Below are 18,606 nucleotides of genomic sequence, written 5' to 3' on the forward strand. Positions count from 1 at the left end.
GATTCACGCCAAGATAGCCAACCGCCGAAAAGACGAAATTCACAAGTTCACAACGAACCTTGTAAAAAACAACGCCGCCATTTTCGTGGGCGACGTGGCCAGTGCAAAACTTGTCAAAACCAGCATAGCCAAAAGCACGCTGGACGCGGGCTGGTCGTCATTGAAAACCGCTTTGGAATACAAGTGCCATCAGGCCGGAGTGGTTTTTGAGGAAGTGAACGAAGCGTATTCAACCCAGACCTGTTCGGCTTGTGGCGCGTTGCCACAGTCGAGGCCCAAAGGTATCGCAGGTCTTGGAATAAGAGAATGGACGTGCAGCGACTGCGGGGCGGTACACGAGCGCGACGTGAACGCAGCACGCAACATTCTCGCGGCAGGGCATTGCCGTCTCGCAGGAGGAATCTCATGCCTTTAGGCAGGGGAGGATGTCAAGTATCACCAGAGCGTGTCATCATGAAGGCGGGTGCCAGAACCTGCGGTTCACCTCGCGTTCGCATTGCACCATTTGGGGTTGCCACGACCACCAGAATAATGCACCACAAATGGGCGTTGTCCACACGGGTATATTCTCGGCTCCAAAACGGTGCAAGACCTCTGGGGCGGGATGGCCGAACGGATTGCGATGCCCAGCCTGCACCACCGCCACCGAAGGGCGCACCAAACGGATGAAACGGGCCGATGAGGAGCCACGGCTGCCGTGGTGTGGCACCAGCAGAAAATCTGCCCGCAAGCCGCTGGGGTGGCGCAAACCCAGGTCAAGCTCCTGCACATGGCCGATGTCGCCGGTCAGCAAGGCCACGGTTCCCGATGCCGCGCGTATCTGCAACACACAGCTTTGGGCATTGTCCGCAGTGGCCTGTTCGCTGGCATGCCGAGGCGGCTGGCCGGGTTGCCACGGCAGGGAAAGCGCGGCGGCAAAAGAGGCAGGCGCAATCCAGTCCTGCCACCGTTGTCCTGGCGGCAGAGGGTGCAGCACCGTGAACTGCACGCCATCCCACTCCCACTGCACGCGGGTGTCGCAGCCGGATGGGGCCGGTGCCTCCGGTCGGGACATGGCAGCAAAGTCGGGGGATACAAAAGGAGCCATCAACTGGGTGCGGGCAAAAGCCGTCAGTACATCGGCTGCACCGCCTGCGTGATCGGTGTCGCTGTGGCTCAAGACCAGCATATCGGGGGATTCGCCCAGGGCACGCAACAGCGGAACCAGCACGCGATTGCCAGCGTTGCTGTCGCTGCCTGCACTGCCACCATAGCGCGGACCGCTGTCGTACAACAGGCTGTGCTGCCGGGTTTGCACCAGCACGGCACTGCCCTGCCCCACGTCGGCGGCCAGCAACTGGAATTCACCACGCGCGGGTCGGGCCGGTTGCCAGAACCACAGCATGGCCAGCACCGGTACGGCCTGCGCCCGCCAATACCAGGGAGCAGGCAACACCAGCGCAATGGCTGCCCCCAATGACACGGCGGCCAGCGGCCACGGTACCCTTGGCAGATGCTGCATGGCTCCTGGCCAGTGCGCCATCCATTCCAGCACCACGCCCAGCCACTGCATGGCATGGGCGGCTCCCGTCCAGGCCAGCGGCAACACACTGCCCAACATGGCCCATGGCGTAATCACAAAGGTCACGACCGGAATCGCCAGCACATTCGCCAGCAAACCCACGATGGAAACCTGACCGAACAGCCATACCGTCAGCGGTGCAAGCACCAGCGAAATGCGCCATTGCAAACGCACCAGATCGGCCAGCCACTGCCCCACCGCCTGGCCGCCGCGCCACCATGCGGGTGCCTGCGGTTCCTGTGCCACGGCCTGTACCTGTGCAGGCAATGGGCGTTCGGCCATGACCAGCAACACTGCCACCGCCACAAAACTGAGCCAGAACCCCGCCTGCAAGAGTGCCAGCGGCTGCCAGACCACCACGGCCACCGCAGCCAGCAACAAGGTGCCGTGCCAGGGCCAGCGCACCCCTGCCAGATGCAGACACGCCCAACACGCCAGCATCAGGGTGGTGCGCTGGGCAGGCACGCCCCAGCCGCTGAAGATGGCATAGGTACTCGCCAGCAACACCCCGCCCAGCACGGCGGCCGTCGGCGCAGCCAGCCACTGCATCAGGCGGCGACTGCCACGCCACAGCCGCCCCACCAGTTGCATGGCCAGCCAGGCGAACATGGTGATGTGCAGGCCGGAAATGGCCATCAGGTGCGCCACGCCGGTGGTGCGAAACACCTCCCAGTCCTGTGCATCGATCAAACGCTGGTCGCCCGTCACCAGTGCCGCGACCACACCGCTGGCGCGTTGCCACTGTGCCGCATCCTGACCCGGCCCATTCTCGGCCAGATGCGCCAGAATCGCATCGCGCATGCGTTGCCGCGCACGCTCCACCTGCCAGTCCCATCGCCACCACGGCGGTGACTGCTGCCACACCGGCGGCTGCACCGCCTCGCCCAGGCGCACATACGCCGTGGCGTGAATCCCCTGCTCCCACAGCCAGAGCGCGTGGTCAAACCCGTGGGGGTTGAAGCTGCCGTGGGGTTCCCGCAACCGCACGGTCATCTCCCAGCGGTCGCCCGCCAGCAAGGCCGGGGGCATGGCCAGTGCGTCGGTCGGTGGCTGCTGCATGAAGCGGCTGCTGGCATACCAGCCTACATCCACCCGACGCGGCACAGCCACTGCCGTGGCATTGTCCACCCGACGCGCTTCTTGCACCGCCAGCCGAAACCGCACCCCATCGGGCTGTACGCGCGGCAAGGCATCCACCACACCGACGATGCGCACATCCACGCCTTCGAGTGCCGGGTCCAGGCGTTCCTGAGACTCCCCATGCGCACGCCAGCCAGCCCAGGCAAACAACAGCAGAGCACCCACCAGAAATGCCAGCACCCCGCTCCACGCCACAGACGGCTTGTGCTTGCGCCCCCACCATAACCATGCCACCCACACTACCAGCGCAACCCATGCCAGCACAGCATAGGTCGCCGCCGACCACAGTTGCGGCTGGCGCATCTGCCACAAGGCACCGGCCAGCACCCCCAGCCCCATGCCATAGCCTGCCACACCACGGGCTGCAAACCGTGCCTGCCAATCCTCCATGTGCCCCCATTGCCTTTCCCGGATGGGCCTGCTTGGCCATCCGACCAAATCCACACCTCCGCACATACCAGCCACGCATGATATAAAAGAAGCATTCGATCATTCTCAAGAAAGCCCGCCATGAGCATTTACGACAAACTCAACGAACTGAATATCCAGCTCCCCCCCGTCGCCACCCCGGCCGCTGCCTATGTGCCTTTTGTGCAGAGCGGCAATCTGGTGTTTTTGAGTGGCCATATCTCCCGCAGGGACGGCAAGCCCTGGGTGGGCAAGCTGGGGCAGGAGTTGAGCACCGAAGAAGGCCAGCAGGCCGCCCGCGCCACCGCCATCGACCTGCTGGGCACGCTGCACGCTGCCACGGGCGGCAACCTCGACCGCGTGGAACGGATTGTCAAAGTGCTCAGCCTGGTCAATTCCGCACCAGACTACACCGAACACCATCTGGTCACCAATGGTGCGAGCGAGCTGATCGCCCAGGTCTTCGGCGAGAAAGGCTCACATGCCCGCAGTGCCTTCGGCGTGGCCCAACTGCCACTGGGCGTGGCCGTGGAAATCGAGCTGATCGCCCAGTTGTCGCCCGAAACCCCGGCCTGACCGCCCACGGCATCCCCGCGAAGCAATTTCACACACTCCCGGCGAGATGCTGTCAAAATAGACCCCGATATTGTTTCTGTTTCAAACGAGTAAAAGAGTAGAAAAATGGCAAGTGAACTCATCAAACACGTCAGCGAAGACAGCTTCCAGAGCGACGTTCTGGACTCCAACGTTCCCGTCCTGCTGGACTTCTGGGCCGAATGGTGCGGCCCCTGCCGCCAGATCGCACCGGTTCTGGACGAACTGGCTGCCCTTTATGAAGGCAGGCTGCAAATCGCCAAGATCAACGTCGATGAAAACCGCGATATTCCCGCCCAGTACGGCATTCGCGGCATCCCTACACTGATCCTGTTCAAGAACGGCAAGCCCGCAGCCACCAAAGTGGGCGCGCAGAACAAGGCACAATTGACGGCATTCATTGATGGCGCACTGGCCTGAGTCTCGCACTCGTCTCATTTAAACCACAAACCGACCATTGCCAGCGGCTTCCCAGCCTCGCGGCAATGGTCTTTGGGTACCTTCATGGGGTTCACAGCCGCCAAAAACCAACCAATGGCTGCTGAAACGCAGCAACAGGGGCTGAACACACCCCAGCAGCGCAAAAACATGGCGAACGGAAAACATTTCCTGTCATAATTACCCCCCAGAATCAGCCAGACGCCACTCTCTCACCTCGCTGATCTCCCGGCAGTTCACGCATTCTCCCCACGCCAGCCGTTGCGGAACCTGCCAAAAACGCCTTCTTACCTGCATTCGCAGCGTCCGGGCATCCCCCCTTTTCAAGACTTTCTGTATTTTTCTTCTACATCCCCTCCAAGGGAGTCTTTTTCATGCACTTGAACGAACTCAAGGCACTGCACGTGTCTGAAGTATTGAAGCAGGCCGAAGCACTCGGCATCGAAAACACCGGACGCATGCGCAAACAGGAACTGATGTTTGCCATCATCAAGAAACGCGCCAAGGAAGGCGAACAGGTCTTTGCCGATGGCGTGCTGGAAATCCTGCCCGACGGTTTCGGTTTCCTGCGCAGCCCCGACACCAGCTTCACCGCCAGCACCGACGACATCTACATCTCCCCCAGCCAGGTGCGCCGCTTCAACCTGCACACCGGTGACATGATCGAAGGCGAAGTGCGCACCCCCAAGGACGGAGAACGCTACTTTGCCCTGACCAAGCTCGACAAGGTCAATGGCGGCCCGCCGGAGCAGAACAAGCACAAGGTCATGTTCGAGAACCTCACGCCGCTGTTCCCCAAAGAGCAGATGCGGCTGGAGCGCGACATTCGCGCCGAGGAGAACATCACCGGCCGCGTCATCGACATCATCGCGCCCATCGGCCGGGGCCAGCGCGCGCTGATCGTCGCGCCACCCAAGAGCGGCAAGACCATGCTGATGCAGCACATTGCCCACTCCATCACCGCCAACTACCCGGACGTGCACCTGATGGTGCTGCTGGTGGACGAGCGGCCCGAAGAAGTGACGGAAATGCAGCGCACCGTCAAGGGCGAGATCATCGCCTCCACCTTCGATGAACCGGCCACCCGCCACGTCCATGTGGCAGAAATGGTCATCGAACGCGCCAAACGTCTGGTGGAACTGAAAAAGGACGTGGTGATTCTGCTCGATTCCATCACCCGCCTGGCACGCGCCTACAACACCGTGGTGCCTTCATCGGGCAAGGTGCTCTCCGGCGGTGTGGATGCCAACGCCCTGCATCGCCCCAAACGCTTCTTCGGTGCGGCCCGCAACGTGGAAGAAGGCGGCTCGCTGAGCATCATCGCCACCGCACTGGTCGATACCGGCAGCCGCATGGACGAGGTGATCTTTGAAGAATTCAAGGGCACGGGCAACAGCGAAATCCACCTCAGCCGCCGCCTCTACGAGAAGCGCGTGTTCCCCGCCATCGACCTCTCCAAGAGCGGCACACGCCGCGAGGAACTGCTGCTGGCACCGGAAGTGTTGCAAAAATCACGCATCCTGCGCCAGTTCCTGTTCAACATGGACGAGATCGAATCCATGGAGCTGATGCTCAAGAACATGAAGCAAACCAAGAACAACTCCGAGTTCTTCGACATGATGCGCCGGGGCGGCTGAATTTCAACCAGGATTCAAACCATCCAGACACTACAATGCGCGGTGTTCTCATCCATCCACCCAGATTTCAAGTACAGGAGTTGAACCGACATGTCCGAAAACAAAGACAGTGAAACACGCATCGCCCTTTTGGTGGTATCCGCCTTGATCGCCGCCGTGGTGATCGGCGTGGTCTGGTTCGGGGCTGCACAAAGCTCCAAAGGCCAGAACCCGGCAGCAGTGGCTCTGCCTGCCGACGCACCGCCGCCCGTGGTGGCAGTGGAGTCCGTTACCGTGGTCACCGTTACAGAAGAAGCTCCCGTGGCACAGGCCGAAGAGGCCCGCGCAGATGAAGCCTATGTGGTGGTGGAAGATGCCGTCGTCAAGTTCTACTTTGCCACCGGCAAGGCCGAAATTCCAGCCAACGCCGCAGAAGCCCTGCTGGATATTGTGGCTGCCGCCAACTCCGGCAAGAAGATCGTGATTTCCGGCTTCACCGATGCCACCGGCAATGTTGAATTGAATGAAGAACTGGCCAAGCAACGTGCCTTCGCGGTGCGTGATGCCCTGACCGGACTGAATGTGCCCGAAGAAACCCTGGAACTGCGCAAGCCAGAAAACCTGACCGGCACCGGCAATCCAGCAGAAGCACGCCGCGTGGAAGTGCGCGTGACCGACTGAAGCGGTATGCGCTGATACCGATGGCGGACAGAGAGTGAATCACTCTCTTGCGCCACGCAGCAAACCAAAGAGCAAACCAAAGAAAAAGGCGGGTTCATCACCCGCCTTTTTCTTTGGCAACCTTTTGACAGATCATGCACATGGACTGCGGCCCGCGCAGTCCATGTGCAGTGCCATCAGCGGCCCACCATGTTTTCAGGCACGACCCACTGATCGAACTGCTCTGCCGTCAGGTGGCCAGATGCCACGGCGGCTTCGCGCAGGCTGCTGCCTTCCTTGTGGGCTTTCTTCGCAATGAAGGCCGCCTTGTCGTAGCCAATGTGTGGGTTCAGTGCCGTCACCAGCATCAGGGAGCTTTTCACCAACTGGTCGATGCGGGCAATGTTCGGCTCGATGCCCACCGCGCAGTTGTTGTTGAAGCTGATGATGCCATCGGCCAGCAGGCGCACACTTTGCAGGAAGTTGTGGGCCACCACCGGGCGGAACACGTTCAGCTCGAAATTGCCGGACGCGCCGCTGAAGTTGATGGCCACGTCGTTGCCGAACACCTGGGCGGACAGCATGGTTACAGCTTCGCTCTGGGTCGGATTGACCTTGCCGGGCATGATCGAGGAGCCAGGCTCGTTCTCGGGGATGGTCAGCTCGCCGATGCCGCTGCGCGGGCCGCTGGCCAGCCAGCGCACATCGTTGGCAATCTTGGTCAGGCTGGCGGCCAGCGTCTTGAGCGCGCCGTGGGCATGTACCAGCGCATCCTGCGAGGCCAGCGACTCGAACTTGTTGGGCGAGGTGATGAATGGCAGGCCGGTGATCCTGGCCAGTTCATCGGCCACCCCCACGGCATAGCCCTTGGGGGCGTTCAGGCCGGTGCCGACGGCCGTGCCGCCCAGTGCCAGTTCGTAGAGGTGCGGCAGTGCATCCTGCACATGCTTCTTGCCGTGTTCCAGTTGCGCCACCCAGCCGGAAATCTCCTGCCCCAGCGTCAGCGGCGTGGCATCCTGCAAGTGGGTGCGGCCAATCTTGACGATGTGATCGAACTCCTTGGCTTTCTGTGCCAGCGTGTTCTTGAGCACGTCAATGGCAGGCAGCAGCTTGTTGGTCAGGGCATCCACGGCCGCAACGTGCGAAGCGGTGGGGAACACATCGTTGGAAGACTGGCTTTTGTTCACGTCGTCATTGGGGTGTACCAGACGGCTTTCGCCCCGCTCGCCGCCCAGCAGTTCGCTGGCGCGGTTGGCAATGACTTCGTTCAGGTTCATGTTCGACTGGGTGCCGGAGCCGGTTTGCCAGACCACCAGCGGGAATTCATCGGGGTGCTGACCTTCGATGACTTCCTGTGCAGCGGCAATGATGGCATTGGTTTTCTTCTCGTCGAGCAGCCCCAGCGCGTGATTGACGGCAGCCGAAGCGCGCTTGACCTGTGCCAGTGCCTTGATGATTTCCTTGGGTTGCTTTTCGCCGGAGATATCGAAGTTTTGCAGCGAACGCTGGGTCTGCGCACCCCAGAGTTTGTCGGCAGGGACTTCGATGGGGCCGAAGGTGTCTTTTTCGATGCGGACGGCTTGCGTACTCATGGTTGGTTTGTCTCTTGGAAGTGGAACGAAATCAGGAGGAGGACGGCCTTTGCCCGCTCCTGCCATGCAGCAGGCGGCACAACAACGCGCCAGCCGGTGGCGGGCGCGTTGTGGTTCTGGGCGAGGTCATCCCGTGAGTCCGGTGGGGAGGAGCGACCTGATCCTTGCTGTGGGCTTCGGAGGATTCTCGCACCGGGGGTTGCAGGCTACGCACCAGAGAATGGCTGGCACAGAGTCCCTGCAACAGGTGTATGGTAATAAAAAAAGTTTGTGTTTCCACGCTGCCACGGGCTGTTTTGCAGAAATGCTGGCTGCGGCCCTTTGCTTTTTCACGATATGACAAATTTTTGCCAATTTGGCAAAGGTCCTGGTCTTTTACCTCAGAAATTCTATAATTAACGGCTTATTTCAATTTCGCTCGTGTTTGTGAGCCTGCCCGATGGGCGCAAGCACGAACCTTTCAACCGCCATGCACTGCGTTTTCTGCGCAGGCATGGACACCCCGATGGTCGTGTTTTCTCGACCCGATGCCCGGCGACTGCTGCGGTGCGTTGTGTTCAACGCCTTTCACAGCAATCGCTTGTGTGGCTTCAGATGCTTTCTGATGCCACCCGGCAGCCAGATTCCTTGCCGCTTCTGCGAAGAACGGCGGGTTTTTGACTGAAGGCTTTCGCTTGTTTTAGCGTCTTTTCTTCGCTGGCGTTTCCGTCGGCTCCCTGCTCCTGTTGGCTTGTTCATGCAGTCACAGGGTCTGCCACGGGGCGTGTGCTGCCAGAGGCATTGTGGCCTGCCTGCATTCGATGCGGCAGGCCCAGTGCGCGTATGCGTGCTGCATTTTCCACAGAAAGGAATGCTGAACGTGGCCAAAAGTATCCAGATCGAACATGTCTTCAAGGTCTTTGGCGAGCACCCGGAGCAGGCCTTAGCACTGGCGCGGCAAGGGCTGGACAAGAGCACCATCCTTGAAAAAACCGGCCATTCGATTGGTGTGTACGACGCACACTTCACCATTGAGGCCGGCGAGATTTTCGTCATCATGGGCCTGTCCGGTTCGGGCAAATCCACCCTGGTGCGCATGCTCAACCGCCTGATCGAACCCAGCAGCGGAGCCATCCGCGTGGAGGGCGAAGACATCCATTCCCTCAACGAGCGCGAATTGCGCGCACTGCGGCGCAAGGACATCAGCATGGTGTTCCAGTCGTTCGCCCTGATGCCACACATGAGTGTGCTGGACAACACCGCGCTGGGACTGGAGCTGGCCGGTGTGGACAAGGCCACGCGGCAGGCTGCCGCACAGGACGCGCTGGAGCAGGTGGGACTGGGCGGCTGGGCGGCCAGCTACCCGGACGAACTCTCGGGCGGGATGCAGCAGCGTGTGGGGCTGGCCCGCGCGCTGGCGGCAGACCCGTCGATCTTGCTGATGGACGAGGCGTTTTCGGCCCTCGACCCCATCATCCGCACCGAAATGCAGTCCGAATTGCTGCGTTTGCAGGAAATCCGCCAGCGCACCATCGTGTTCATCTCGCACGATCTGGACGAGGCCATGCGCATCGGCAACCGCATTGCCATCATGAAGGACGGCCATGTGGTGCAGGTGGGCACGCCGGAGGAAATTCTGCGCCAGCCTGCCAACGAGTATGTGCGCCACTTCATCAAGGGCGTGGATGCCTCGGTGGTGTTCAAGGCGGGCGACATTGTCAGCGGGGCGCACCCCGTCATGCAGGAGCAGGCCGGACACGGTGCGCGTGCCGCGCTGCGCATGTTGCAGGATCGGGATCGGGAATTTGCCTATGTGGTCTCGGCAGGCCACCGCTTCCGGGGCATCGTCTCCACCGATTCGCTGCGCAGTGCGCTGGAAGGGCACGAAGGGCCGCTGGCCTTGCAGCACGCCTTCCTGCCCGATGTCGCGCCAGTGCAAAGCGACGAGCTGGTGGCCGATCTGCTGGGGCGCGCTGCCACCCATGCCTACCCGTTGCCGGTAGTGGCTGGCGATGGCCGCTTTCAGGGGGCAATCAGCCGCACCCGATTGCTGCGTTTTCTGGATCGGGACACTCCACCCATTCCCCCCGGAGGTTTCGATGCCGCACACGCCGCCCCTGTTTCCGCTGAGAAAGGTTTCGCATGAGTTCTGCCATTTCCCCTGAATCCGCCCCCGCCGCGACGACCGACAATCCGTGGCTGTCGGCCAATACACCGGCCCCGTTTGACGATGCGGCGGGCAGCAATCCCTGGGGCAGCATGGCCGATGCCTCGAACGAACAGGCAAACACCCCGGCCACCAGCAACCCCTGGGGCACGGCCAGCGACACGCCAGCCACGCCCTCTGCCGATGCAGGAGCAGACTGGCTGTCTGCCGCGCCCGATCACACGCCTGCCGCAACCGGCTTTCAGTGGAGCCAGCTCTGGGATGGCAGCCTGCCGGTGCAGGACTGGATCAACCAGGCACTGGAATGGTTTGTGGCGCAGTTCCGCCCCTTCTTCCAGGCTGTGCGCGCCCCCATCGATGCCACCCTGGGCGGCATTCAGGACGCGCTGCTGTTTGCCCCCGCACCGTGGATGATCGCCCTGCTCACGCTGATTGCCTGGCAACTGGCCGGGCGCGGCATTGCCATCGGCTCGCTGCTGTCGTTGCTGGTGATTGCCGCGCTGGGCATCTGGCCGCAAGCCATGATTACCCTGGCACTGGTGCTGACCTCCCTGCTGTTCTGTCTGGCCCTGGGCCTGCCGCTGGGCATGGTGCTGGCACGCAGCGACCGGGCCGAGAAAATCGCCCGCCCCTTTCTGGATGCCATGCAGACCACTCCCGCCTTCGTCTATCTGGTGCCGGTGGTGATGCTGTTCGGCATCGGCAACGTACCGGGCGTGATCGTCACCATCGTGTTCGCACTGCCCCCGCTGGTGCGCCTGACCAGCCTGGGCATCCGGCAGGTACGGCCCGATCTGATCGAGGCTGCCAAGGCTTACGGCGCATCACCCTGGCAAATGCTGGTGAAAGTGCAGTTGCCACTGGCCATGCCCTCCATCATGGCGGGCATCAACCAGTCGCTGATGCTGTCGCTATCGATGGTGGTAATCGCTTCGATGATCGCCGTAGGCGGCCTGGGCCAGATGGTGTTGCGCGGCATTGGTCGCCTCGACATGGGGCTGGCGACCGTGGGCGGCGTGGGCATCGTGCTGCTGGCCGTCATGCTCGACCGCATCACCCAGAGTATGGGCCAGGCCCGGCGTGGCAGTGCAGCGCAACGCTGGTACCACAGCGGCCCGGTCGGGCTGGTGCGCCGCCTCCTGCAACGCGGCACTACCTCTACCAAGACCACCACACGTTGAATCCTCCCTTTTTCTTTCCTCTCGACCTTGCAAGGAGCCATTCCATGAAATTGCCATTTTCCCTTCGCCCGCTGCTTTCTTCCACCCTGCTGGCCGCCAGCCTCATCGGGCTGGGCGGTGCTGCCACAGCGCAGACCGCCACGGCTCTGCCCGGCAAGGGCATCACCGTGCAGCCCATCCAGAGTTCAGTGGCAGAGGAGACTTTTCAGACCCTGCTGGTCGCTCGCGCACTGGAGCGGCTGGGCTATACGGTATCGGGCATTCAGGAGACCGAATACGTCACCGGTTTTCTGGCCATTGCCAATGGCGATGCCACGTTCATGGCCGTGAACTGGCGGCCCCTGCACGACGACTTCTACCGCAATGCCGGTGGCGACGACAAGTTCTACCGCAAGGGCACCTACATCACCAATGCCCTGCAAGGCTATCTGATTGACCGCAAGACCGCCCAAGCGCACAAGATCAGCAACATCCAGCAACTCAAGGAGCCAGCGATTGCCAAACTGTTCGATGCCAACGGCGACGGCAAGGCCGACCTGACCGGCTGCAACCCCGGCTGGGGCTGCGAGGCCGTGGTGGAACACCATCTGGATGCCTACGGCCTGCGCGCCACCGTCAGCCACAACCAGGGCAGCTATTCCGCGCTGATTGCCGACACCATCAGCCGCTACCGCGCGGGCCAGCCAGTGCTGTACTACACTTGGGCACCGTACTGGGTCAGCGGTGTGCTCAAGCCCGGCTCCGACGTGGTCTGGCTGCAAGTGCCATTCTCCAGCCTGCCCGGCGAGCAAAAGGACATCCACACCGCCCTGCCGGATGGCTCCAACTACGGCTTCCCCATCAACACCCAGCACATCGTCGCCAACAAGGACTTTGCCGCGAAAAACCCCGCTGCAGCGAAATTGTTTGAAGTCATGCAACTGCCCATTGGCGACGTGAACGCCCAGAACCTGCGCATGCAGCAGGGCGAAAACAGCAGCGCGGCCATTGCCCGCCATGTGGACGGCTGGATCAAGGCCAACCAGGCCACTTTCGATGGCTGGATTGCCCAGGCACAGCAGGCCGGGCAATAACTCAGAACAGTTCGTGCTTCACGCGCTGTTCCAGCAACAGGTTCTGCACGAAGGTGTGGGCCTGTTCGTCGTCCAGTCCGCCGGACTGGCGGGCGATGTCGTGCAGGGCCTGCTCCACGGCCTGACCCAAATACGCCTTGTTGCCACAGACATAGACGCGTGCACCCTTGGACAGCAATGCCCAGAGGGAGTCGGCATGTTCCAGCATGGCGTGCTGGACATAGCGGCGCGGGGTGGCGGTGGCGGCACTGCTGGCCTGCCCCCCGGCATCCGTGGGGCTGTCGCCGCGTGAAAATGCCGTCACCACAGACTGGAGGATGCCCTGCCCTTGCCATTGCTCCAGTCGCTCCCGGTAGAGAAAATCGCTGTCGGCATGGCGGTCGCCAAAGAACAGGCTGGTGTGCGGTATGGGCTGGCCCTGAACGTGTGTCTGCTCCAGTTGCGCCAGAAAGCCAATGAATGGGGCAATGCCTACGCCGGTTCCGACCAGAATCAATGGTGCAGTATCGGTGGGCAGGTGAAAAGATGGATTGCTCTGGGTGAACACGCCCAGCGTGTCGCCCACCTGCACATGGCCGAGGTGGCCGGTGGCAATGCCCTGGTAGTCGCGCCCGCGTGCGTGGTAGGCGACATCGCGCACGCACAGGTCAATGTGGTCGGGGTCGCTGCTGGCAATCGAATAGGCGCGGGGCAGGCATTCGGGCAGCAGACGCACCAGATCGTTGAGGCGCACGGTGTCGGGCGAGCAGAAGTCTTGCAGCACGTCCAGTACATCGCGGCCATACAGGTAGGCATCGAGCTGTTTTTTCTGGCTGATTTTCAGCAGTTCCTTCAGCTCCTCGTTGCCGGACAGGCGAGCGAGTTCGCGCAGGCTGGCGCGGCCCAACTGGCGCAGCTCACGCCCGGCCAATGCCGTGCGATTGCGGTCATCGGGCAATGGCTGGGCTGAAGCATCCGGCTCCAGCCAAAAGAGGATGCGTTCGATGAGTTCGGGTGGGTTGTCCGGCACGACGTAGAGGGTGTCACCGGGACGGTAGAACATGCCACTGCCGCTGATGTCCAGCCGCAGGTGCGAAGCCAGTGGCGCGCGGCGATTCAGGGTTTCCCGCTGTACCACCACAGCCGGATAGCTGTTGTTCTCGCTGTAGGCCATGACCCGCAGATTCAATGCCTTGCCCGCCTTGGCATCGCCTTGCAGCACCTTGAACAGGGTTTCCCGCCAGAGCGGAAAAAAGACTTCATAGCTGGAGTCGGCATCGACGCGGTTCACGAAGGCGGTGGCGGCGCGGCTTTCCAGCGTTTCGTCCAGATCCTTGCTGAATCCGCAGAAGGTGGGATAGGCGGTATCGCCCAGCCCGAAGATGGCGTAATGCAGCTCGTGCAGGACATCGGCCATGCGCACGGCATCGAGAAAGTCGCTGGCATTGGCCGGCGGCTCGCCATCACCGAAGGAACTGGTGATGATGATGAGCCGGTCTTGCACCCCCAGACCATGGGGATCCACCATGCCAAGCTCCTGTAGCTCGACGCGTTCGCCCAGTGCCTGCATGAATGGCTCCTGTGCCAGGCGTTGCGCCAGATGCTGGGAGTTGCCCGATTCAGAACCGTAGCCGATGACGATGCGCCCGGTTGCCGTGACTTGACCGATGGATGCTGACATGCTGAAGTCTCTTATGCCTTGTCGTAATAGTTGTCGAACTGTTCCTTGGCAAACTCGACGGATTCAAAATCGGACATCAGGTCGTTGATGACGCGACGAATGCTGATGTAGGAGGTGATTTCGCCCTGTTCGTTGCGAAGGGGCTGCACGGTAGTGTCCACCACATAGAGTGCACCGCCCTTGCCACGGTTGGGAATGATTCCCGTCCATGTATTGCCTGCCTTGATAGTATCCCACATCTGCTTGTACACGGGCTTGGGCACGGAAGGATCGCGCACAATGCTGTGCGGCTGGCCCAGCAACTCTTCGCGGCTGTAGCCGGTGAGCTGACAGAACAGATCGTTCACGTAGGTGATGTGGCCTTGCAGGTCGGTGGTGGAGATCACCATGACTTTGTCAAGGGAGGCGAGAAGGGTCTGGGAGTCGAGGTTGCTCATGGCCGTAATCCTATGGAAAAAAACAGAAAAACCACATGCCCTACGCGATTCATGGGTCTATCGACATAAGGTACATTTATTGTACATCTTAAAAAAACACAGCCGAGACAAAAGATATAAATTCCGCACACCTTCAAGCATGAAACTGACACTTCGCACCGATTACGCACTGCGTACCCTGATGTACCTGGGTATGCAGCCTGAACGCATGGCCTCGATCCGGGAGATCGCAGCGGCCTATGGCATTTCAGAAAACCACATGGTGAAGGTGGTGCATGAGCTGGGGCGTGGCGGCTTTATCGAAACGGTGCGCGGCAAGGGCGGCGGCATCCGCCTGGGGCGAGCTGCCGAGAGTATCCACATTGGTGATGTGGTGCGCTGGATGGAGGAGGACATGGCCCTGGTGGCCTGTTTTGCGTCCAATGGCGCAGCGGACGCGGCCACAGGCAAGCACGCTGCCGTGCCCTGTGTGCTGGAGAATGCCTGTTCACTGCAATACCTGTTGCAGCGTGCGTTGGCCGCGTTTCTGGAAGTGCTCGATACGCACACGCTGGCCGATCTGCTGCACACCACGCACGGCGCAACCACCAGGAAACGGCAGGCAACGGAAGTGCTGCTGCAACGCCTGCAAATCGCCCCGGTCAGGGTTGAGCAGAAGTGACGATCTGCTCCAGCGGCCAGCGCGGGCGCACATCGAAAGCATAGTCGGTATCGGGCTGCTGCTGGCCTGCCTGTATGCGCATGGCTGCGGCCAGTGCGATCATGGCCCCGTTGTCGGTGCACAGGTGCAGCTCCGGGTAATGCACGCGCACCCCGGCACGCTGGCAACGCTGGTTCAACTGGCGGCGCAGTTCGCGGTTGGCTCCCACGCCACCGGCGACCACCAGACGCTTCAGCCCGGTGTGTTGCAGGGCCAGCATGGATTTTTTCACCAGCACTTCGACGATGGCCGCCTGGGTGCTGGCAGCCAGATCGGCCTTGTGTGGCTCCAGTGCCTCCGGGGTTTGGCCCAGTTTGCGGGTTTGGGTGAGCACGGCGGTTTTCAGGCCGGCGAAGGAGAAGTCCAGGTTCTTGCCCTTGAGCAGCGGGCGCGGCAAATCGAATGCCTGCGGGTTGCCCTGTTCGGCCAGGCGCGAGAGAATCGGCCCGCCCGGATACGGCAGGCCGAGCAGCTTGGCAGATTTGTCGAAAGCCTCGCCTGCGGCATCGTCAATGGTTTCGCCCAGCAGTTCATACTGCCCCACGCCCTCGACGCGCATCAGTTGCGTATGCCCCCCGGACACCAGCAGGGCAACGAACGGGAACTGCGGTGGGTCGGCACTGAGGAAAGGCGAGAGCAGATGCCCTTCCAGATGATGCACGCCCAGCACGGGTTTGCGCAATGCCATGGCCAGCGAACAGGCCACGCCCGCACCGACCAGCAGCGCACCCGCCAATCCGGGGCCTTTGGTGAAGGCAATGACATCAATCTGCTCCAGCGACACGGCGGCATCGGCCAGTACCTGGCGGGTCAGCGGCAGCACGCGGCGAATGTGGTCGCGGCTGGCCAACTCCGGCACCACTCCGCCATACAGGCGGTGCATGTCGATCTGGCTGTAGAGGGCGTGCGCCAGCAACTGCGGCACGGCAGGCTGCGCGGTGGTAGGGCCTGCCGTGGCTTCGTATTGCACCAGGGCCACGCCGGTCTCGTCGCAGGAAGATTCGATGCCCAGCACCCGCACGAGTCTGCCGCCCGGCCCGGCATCGATGGTGCTGGCAGCGAGTGAGGCAGCGGCAAGCGTCATGGCTTCACACCCTGGCGTTGCCCCGCCCAGAACCAGATGGCGGCACCGCCCACGATCATCGGCACGCACAGCCATTGTCCCATGCTCATGTTCAGCGGCAACAGGCCCAGGAAGCTGTCAGGCTCCCGGAAGAATTCGGCAATGAAGCGCAGTACCCCATAGCCCATCAGGAACACGGCGGCAACACGGCCCTGTGCCCGTTCCTTGCGGGAATACACCCACAGCAGAACGAACAACATCACACCTTCCAGCATGAACTGGTAGAGCTGCGAGGGATGGCGCGGCAACAGACTGCCGCTGTGTGGAAACACCATGCCCCAGGGCAGATCGGGCGGGGCGAAACGTCCCCAGAGTTCGCCATTGATGAAGTTGCCGATGCGCCCCGAGGCAAAGCCCAGCGGCACGCAGGGTGCGACGAAATCCGCCACCTGCCAGAACGGGCGTTTGCGCGTCAGCGCGAAGAACAGAATGGCGAAAATCGAGCCAATCAATGCGCCGTGGAAGCTCATGCCACCTGTCCATATCTGCACGATTTCCAGCGGATTCGAGAGGTAATAGCCTGGCTTGTAGAAGAATACATAGCCCAGCCTGCCCCCAATCAGGATGCACAGCACGCCAATGAACAGCAGGTCTTCCACATCGCTGCGCGTCCACACGCCCTGCTGCACCAGCCGGTCATACGGCGGCCGCCCAAGGCGCAAACGCCCCAGCACGATGAACAGCACGAAGCCGACGATGTAGGTCAGGCCATACCAGTGGATGGCCAGCGGCCCCAGTTGCAGGGCAATGGGGTTGATGTCAGGGTAGGTCAGCATGTTTCAATCCGTGCCCGTGCGGGCCGGGCGACAAGTGCGGGGGAGGAGGGGATTTCTGATAAAAGCACGACAATCGGCAAGCGCGTGAATCAGCGTCCCGTAGCCCAGAGTTGTTCCAGCGTTTGCAGTTCCGCATCGTACATGCTGTCGATGCGCTGTTGTTCGGTCTGCTGGTTGGCGATGAGTTTTTCCTGTTCGGCAATGTCCTGGCGGTTCTCGTCGAGCCTGCGTCGCAGTGCCGCCGGAGCCTTGCTGGCATCCCCGGCATAGAACTCCAGCTCCTGCTGGAACTTCTGTTGCAGCTGGTGCAATTCCTCCAGCCTTGTTTCAGCTGTGGCCACCACCTGTCCCACCTGTTCCTTGGCAGCAGTGCGTGCGCGATCATGGCTGGTCTTGTCGGGGTAGCGCATCAGCAGAATGCGGTGCCGCTGGCGCAGATCCCGTTCCTCCCGCTGCCGCTCCAGCCGCTCTTGTTCTTCTCTGCGCAATTGCGCACGCTCTTCTTCGGTATAACTGGGCGGCAACACGCCTTTTTCATGCCCCGTCTCGGCCCCCAGAATACGCTGTGGACGGTCAATGCAGGCGAGGATGGGCCGGTCGGAGGTCAAGGTACGTCCCTGTGCATCCACACAAGTGTAGATCACCCCAGTGGTAGCATGAACCAGCATTGGCAAGGACAGCACCAGCCCCACACCACCCGCCCGCACCGCACGCCATGTCATCGACAAGACGGGCTGGTGAAGGCATGTAGGAGCCGTGCTGCTTGCCACCATCCGCACTCCTGTTCTTGCAGTCACACGCCATCCACCCCGTAACGCTGGCGATACGCCTGCACCTGCTCGCGGTAAGGATGCAGCGGCGGCGCAGTGGCAGTGTCTGTCTGTACCGCCTGCAAATACCCCAGCACATCGGTCAGTGTGGCAATCGCGCACACTTGCAGGCCCATTTGCCTGCGGGCGTACTGCACGGCACTGTAGGGCACGTCCTGGCCGTTTTCAGTGGCTTTTTCCTGGCGATCCAGCGCAATGGCCAGTGCGTGCGGCGTAGCCCCGGCCGCGCGGATCAGGGCCATCGATTCGCGCACGGCCGTGCCGGCGGAAATGACATCGTCCACGATCAGCACCCGACCTTGCAGGGGCGCACCCACCAGCAGGCCGCCCTCGCCGTGATCCTTGGCTTCCTTGCGGTTGTAAGCAAATGGCACACTGCGGCCCTGGCGGGCCAGTTCTGCGGTGACAATCGCGGCCAGCGGAATGCCTTTGTAGGCGGGGCCGAAAACCATGTCGAACTCGACTGCGCCTTGCAGGATGGCATTTGCATAGAATTGCCCCAGGCGCACCAGTTGATGGCCCTGGTTGAACAGCCCGGCATTGAAGAAATACGGGCTTTTGCGCCCCGCCTTGGTGATGAACTCACCAAAACGCAGCACGCCGCTTTCGATGGCAAACTGCACGAAGTCCTGTGCCTGCGGCAACGGTTGCGGGGTGTGGGAATCGGTCAT

Annotated in this window: 17 protein-coding genes; 9 read left to right on the forward strand and 8 right to left on the reverse strand. The window is 61.7% G+C overall.

Translation table 11 applies throughout. From position 1 onward, the window contains the following. Window positions 1–415, forward strand: a 415-nt coding sequence (locus BUE21_RS02790; protein ID WP_143164391.1) for an RNA-guided endonuclease InsQ/TnpB family protein, incomplete at its 5' end; no start/stop codon positions are given. Window positions 416–451: 36 nt separating this feature from the next. Here the strand turns inward: BUE21_RS02790 and BUE21_RS02795 are convergent. Further along, window positions 452–3,091 carry a DNA internalization-related competence protein ComEC/Rec2 gene (locus BUE21_RS02795; RefSeq protein ID WP_073354489.1) on the reverse strand — a complete coding sequence of 880 codons (2,640 nt, stop codon included), beginning with the start codon at window positions 3,089–3,091 and terminating at the stop codon, window positions 452–454. Between the two features lie 120 nt (window positions 3,092–3,211). Between BUE21_RS02795 and BUE21_RS02800 the strand changes: the two genes are divergently transcribed. The 4 genes from BUE21_RS02800 (at window position 3,212) to BUE21_RS02815 (ending at window position 6,438) form a co-directional block, all read left to right on the forward strand. Then, window positions 3,212–3,685 (forward strand): RidA family protein, encoded by a 474-nt coding sequence (locus BUE21_RS02800; protein WP_073354491.1) that lies wholly within the window; start codon window positions 3,212–3,214, stop codon window positions 3,683–3,685. A gap of 105 nt (window positions 3,686–3,790) precedes the next feature. Next, window positions 3,791–4,123, forward strand: coding sequence for a thioredoxin TrxA (gene trxA / locus BUE21_RS02805; RefSeq protein WP_073354493.1), 333 nt, complete (start codon window positions 3,791–3,793; stop codon window positions 4,121–4,123). Between the two features lie 392 nt (window positions 4,124–4,515). Continuing rightward, a complete protein-coding gene (gene rho / locus BUE21_RS02810) occupies window positions 4,516–5,778 on the forward strand; it encodes a transcription termination factor Rho (protein WP_073354494.1) in 1,263 nt (420 codons plus the stop codon). Window positions 5,779–5,868: 90 nt separating this feature from the next. Next, complete coding sequence (locus BUE21_RS02815) at window positions 5,869–6,438, forward strand: OmpA family protein (RefSeq protein ID WP_073354495.1); 570 nt, start codon at window positions 5,869–5,871, stop codon at window positions 6,436–6,438. A 176-nt stretch (window positions 6,439–6,614) separates the two neighbouring features. Here BUE21_RS02815 and fumC read toward each other — a convergent pair whose 3' ends face one another. Further along, the gene (gene fumC / locus BUE21_RS02820; protein WP_073354497.1) at window positions 6,615–8,009 is read right to left on the reverse strand and encodes a class II fumarate hydratase; all 1,395 of its coding nucleotides are present in this window, start codon (window positions 8,007–8,009) and stop codon (window positions 6,615–6,617) included. 859 nt (window positions 8,010–8,868) lie between these two features. Here fumC and proV point away from each other — a divergent pair. Genes proV through proX form a run of 3 tightly spaced genes read left to right on the forward strand, consistent with a single transcriptional unit; the run spans window position 8,869 to window position 12,409 of the window. Next, window positions 8,869–10,134: a glycine betaine/L-proline ABC transporter ATP-binding protein ProV gene (gene proV, locus BUE21_RS02825; protein WP_073354672.1), complete on the forward strand. Its 1,266-nt coding sequence runs from the start codon at window positions 8,869–8,871 to the stop codon at window positions 10,132–10,134. Then, on the forward strand, window positions 10,131–11,336 hold the full coding sequence (proW, locus tag BUE21_RS02830) for a glycine betaine/L-proline ABC transporter permease ProW (protein ID WP_073354499.1): 1,206 nt from the start codon (window positions 10,131–10,133) through the stop codon (window positions 11,334–11,336). Before proV ends, proW begins: the two co-directional genes overlap by 4 nt. A 44-nt stretch (window positions 11,337–11,380) precedes the next feature. After that, the gene (gene proX / locus BUE21_RS02835) at window positions 11,381–12,409 is read left to right on the forward strand and encodes a glycine betaine/L-proline ABC transporter substrate-binding protein ProX (protein WP_073354501.1); all 1,029 of its coding nucleotides are present in this window, start codon (window positions 11,381–11,383) and stop codon (window positions 12,407–12,409) included. Between the two features lies 1 nt (window position 12,410). Here the strand turns inward: proX and BUE21_RS02840 are convergent, their stop codons facing one another. Then, a complete protein-coding gene (locus tag BUE21_RS02840; RefSeq protein WP_073354503.1) occupies window positions 12,411–14,069 on the reverse strand; it encodes a diflavin oxidoreductase in 1,659 nt (552 codons plus the stop codon). Between the two features lie 11 nt (window positions 14,070–14,080). Next, the gene (locus BUE21_RS02845; protein ID WP_073354505.1) at window positions 14,081–14,506 is read right to left on the reverse strand and encodes a PAS domain-containing protein; all 426 of its coding nucleotides are present in this window, start codon (window positions 14,504–14,506) and stop codon (window positions 14,081–14,083) included. Between the two features lie 139 nt (window positions 14,507–14,645). Between BUE21_RS02845 and BUE21_RS02850 the strand changes: the two genes are divergently transcribed. Beyond that, entirely contained in the window at window positions 14,646–15,167 is a 522-nt protein-coding gene (locus BUE21_RS02850; protein WP_073354506.1) for an Rrf2 family transcriptional regulator, read from the forward strand. On the opposite strand, the gene tsaD is transcribed toward BUE21_RS02850, so the two are convergent. The 4 genes from tsaD to pyrE all read right to left on the reverse strand — a co-directional run bounded on the left by tsaD (window position 15,148) and on the right by pyrE (window position 18,606). After that, window positions 15,148–16,290 (reverse strand): tRNA (adenosine(37)-N6)-threonylcarbamoyltransferase complex transferase subunit TsaD, encoded by a 1,143-nt coding sequence (gene tsaD, locus BUE21_RS02855; RefSeq protein WP_084522747.1) that lies wholly within the window; start codon window positions 16,288–16,290, stop codon window positions 15,148–15,150. The genes BUE21_RS02850 and tsaD overlap by 20 nt on opposite strands. Beyond that, window positions 16,287–17,105, reverse strand: coding sequence for a prolipoprotein diacylglyceryl transferase (gene lgt / locus BUE21_RS02860; RefSeq protein WP_073354507.1), 819 nt, complete (start codon window positions 17,103–17,105; stop codon window positions 16,287–16,289). Before lgt ends, tsaD begins: the two co-directional genes overlap by 4 nt. 89 nt (window positions 17,106–17,194) lie before the next feature. Next, window positions 17,195–17,827, reverse strand: coding sequence for a DUF4124 domain-containing protein (locus tag BUE21_RS02865; protein WP_084522749.1), 633 nt, complete (start codon window positions 17,825–17,827; stop codon window positions 17,195–17,197). Between the two features lie 71 nt (window positions 17,828–17,898). Continuing rightward, on the reverse strand, window positions 17,899–18,606 hold the full coding sequence (gene pyrE / locus BUE21_RS02870) for an orotate phosphoribosyltransferase (protein ID WP_073354509.1): 708 nt from the start codon (window positions 18,604–18,606) through the stop codon (window positions 17,899–17,901).

Source organism: Lampropedia hyalina DSM 16112 (assembly GCF_900129055.1).
GTDB lineage: Bacteria > Pseudomonadota > Gammaproteobacteria > Burkholderiales > Burkholderiaceae_C > Lampropedia > Lampropedia hyalina.

Excerpts from the sequence above, each read along its gene's own strand:
- BUE21_RS02800 (WP_073354491.1), top strand. The coding sequence starts at position 3,212 with ATGAGCATTTACGACAAACTCAACGAACTGAATATCCAGCTCCCCCCC.
- BUE21_RS02795 (WP_073354489.1), bottom strand. The coding sequence starts at position 3,091 with ATGGAGGATTGGCAGGCACGGTTTGCAGCCCGTGGTGTGGCAGGCTAT.
- BUE21_RS02865 (WP_084522749.1), bottom strand. The coding sequence starts at position 17,827 with ATGACATGGCGTGCGGTGCGGGCGGGTGGTGTGGGGCTGGTGCTGTCC.
- BUE21_RS02840 (WP_073354503.1), bottom strand. The coding sequence starts at position 14,069 with ATGTCAGCATCCATCGGTCAAGTCACGGCAACCGGGCGCATCGTCATC.
- BUE21_RS02845 (WP_073354505.1), bottom strand. The coding sequence starts at position 14,506 with ATGAGCAACCTCGACTCCCAGACCCTTCTCGCCTCCCTTGACAAAGTC.
- proX (WP_073354501.1), top strand. The coding sequence starts at position 11,381 with ATGAAATTGCCATTTTCCCTTCGCCCGCTGCTTTCTTCCACCCTGCTG.
- rho (WP_073354494.1), top strand. The coding sequence starts at position 4,516 with ATGCACTTGAACGAACTCAAGGCACTGCACGTGTCTGAAGTATTGAAG.
- BUE21_RS02850 (WP_073354506.1), top strand. The coding sequence starts at position 14,646 with ATGAAACTGACACTTCGCACCGATTACGCACTGCGTACCCTGATGTAC.
- lgt (WP_073354507.1), bottom strand. The coding sequence starts at position 17,105 with ATGCTGACCTACCCTGACATCAACCCCATTGCCCTGCAACTGGGGCCG.
- tsaD (WP_084522747.1), bottom strand. The coding sequence starts at position 16,290 with ATGACGCTTGCCGCTGCCTCACTCGCTGCCAGCACCATCGATGCCGGG.
- BUE21_RS02815 (WP_073354495.1), top strand. The coding sequence starts at position 5,869 with ATGTCCGAAAACAAAGACAGTGAAACACGCATCGCCCTTTTGGTGGTA.
- proW (WP_073354499.1), top strand. The coding sequence starts at position 10,131 with ATGAGTTCTGCCATTTCCCCTGAATCCGCCCCCGCCGCGACGACCGAC.
- fumC (WP_073354497.1), bottom strand. The coding sequence starts at position 8,009 with ATGAGTACGCAAGCCGTCCGCATCGAAAAAGACACCTTCGGCCCCATC.
- trxA (WP_073354493.1), top strand. The coding sequence starts at position 3,791 with ATGGCAAGTGAACTCATCAAACACGTCAGCGAAGACAGCTTCCAGAGC.
- pyrE (WP_073354509.1), bottom strand. The coding sequence starts at position 18,606 with ATGACCGATTCCCACACCCCGCAACCGTTGCCGCAGGCACAGGACTTC.